General features: G+C 61.1%; 1 protein-coding gene. It reads right to left on the bottom strand.

The window, feature by feature from the left end:
- Nucleotides 1-1,685, bottom strand: a 1,685-nt coding sequence (locus GRI89_RS17255; protein ID WP_407924989.1) for a beta strand repeat-containing protein, incomplete at its 3' end; no start/stop codon positions are given.
- Nucleotides 1,686-1,916: the final 231 nt, after the last annotated feature.

Genomic DNA, 1,916 nt, shown 5'->3' with positions numbered 1-1,916 from the left:
GCATCGAACTGGGCGTCGGTGACGGCGAGGGTAGAGATGAGTTGCTTGGTGATCTGTTCGACGCCGGCGGGGGAGAGCACGCTTGCCTGCCTTCCGACGGTGCCGTTCTGGTCGACGGTCATGACGTAGATGTTGCCCGACTGAGCGGCGGTGCTGGCATCGATGTCGGCCACCGTCACCGAGGTACCAGTGGAGCCGAGCATGACCTGGTTGGCCCTTGTTGTGATGGAGTTGGCGCCGATCGCGGTCGAGCCGGCGTGCAGTGCGGTACTGTCGTAACCGACTGCGGTTGCCCCGGTGTTGGCATAGGAACTCCAGCCTACCGCCACCGCATGATCGGCGGTGATCGCCGCGCGGCCGATCGCGGTCGAGAGAAAGCCTGCGATCGTGCTGGTGCCGAAGGCGACGCCGCCGGCCTTGCTGGCATTGGCGTTCTGACCAAAGGCGGCAGCGAACTCGTCGGCGATTGCTCCGGTGCCCAACGCCAGCGAGTTGGTGCGAATTGCGTTGGCACCTGCACCCAGCGCAATGGCACCGGCTTGCTGAGCACGGGCATCGGCACCAATCGCTACTGCATTGGCCCCAACCGCCTGGGCACCAAACACATCGCCGTCAGTCCCGTCGCCCCCAATGGCAACCGAAGAGCTGCCGCTTGCCGTGGCATGAGCACCTACACCAACAGCGTTGCCTCCAGTTGACTGAGTACCGGTTCCAAGCGCTATCGAATTACCACCGTTGGCTGTGGCGGGGCTGGTCACAGATGCTGAAAAACTGGTCGCGTTCGAACTGACAAGACCGAAGTCACCGCCACCGATTGCGATATTGCCATCCGTTTGGTTACCCCCGCCGCTGACTGCGTTGGTGGAGCCGAAGCCGATCGCGATCCCGAAATTGCCTTTCGCCGTGCTTCCCGCCCCGAACGCCACCGAGCCGAAGCCGACAGACTTGCTGTCTCCGCCGACTCCAACTGATGCCACACCCGAGCTGCTTGAGTTTGACCCTAAGACTACCGCACCTGAATTACTGCCGGAACTGGAAGCACCAATAATCACCGACGAAGCGCCGCTGGCTGAAGAGTCCGGTCCTATCGTGATCGCACGGCTGCCTGACGCCTGTGCGCCGACAGTGTTTCCGTCATTCCCGTCACCACCAATCGCAATGCTTCCAACTGCATTCGCGAGCGTCTGGCTGCCGATCGCGATGGCTTGGTCTGCCAACGCCTGGGCTCCCGAAAAGCCGGTGCCGCCATCGCTGCCGAGAGCGATCGATCCTGCGCCGGTGGCAGTCGAGAACGAACCGATAGCGTTTGCCCCGCGCCCGCTAGCGTTGGCAGATGAGCCAAGTGAGGAAGACAGCGTATTACTTGCAAAACTGTCTTCGCCGATAGAAGTGCTGGCGAGCCCCGATGCCGTGGAATTCTCGCCGAAGGCTGAGCTTTCGTTGCCCGACGCTGTGGAGGTGCTGCCGACTGCCGTCGCTCCCGAACCGCCGCCGGCAATCGCGCCCTTGCCAATAGCCGTTGCAACCGAATCCCCGGTGTTTGAGCTAGTACCGCATTCTAAGCCGGTGGATTCTTCGCAAGTCGCACCGGCGCCGGCTGTGGCTGGTGCGGACATGAGGAACTGGACTGATATTGCAGTGGCAGTCAGCAATGCAGCCTTGGGAGAAGTGTGAATTTTGGTCATGACTATTTCCTTCAGAGATTTCAGCGCAGCTGTGTGAGAACTCGCTCTGTGCTCATTCCCTACTTCTCAGCGTGAAAACTACATACGAAGCTACTCTCTAAGGACTTAGCAGGCGCATTGCCATTGATCTCGACCTGCGGCAGCGCTGGCCCGTTTTGACACGCGAACAAGGCTCTGTCAGAGCAAATGCACCGGCTGGTAAGGAGTTGAGGGCAGGGCGGGGGAATGCCT

The sequence above is a fragment of the Croceibacterium salegens genome, from assembly GCF_009827435.1.
Taxonomy (GTDB): Bacteria; Pseudomonadota; Alphaproteobacteria; order Sphingomonadales; family Sphingomonadaceae; genus Croceibacterium_B; species Croceibacterium_B salegens.
The sequence above is the reverse complement of the archived record's forward strand: the minus strand, read 5'-3'. Positions and strand labels throughout refer to the sequence as shown.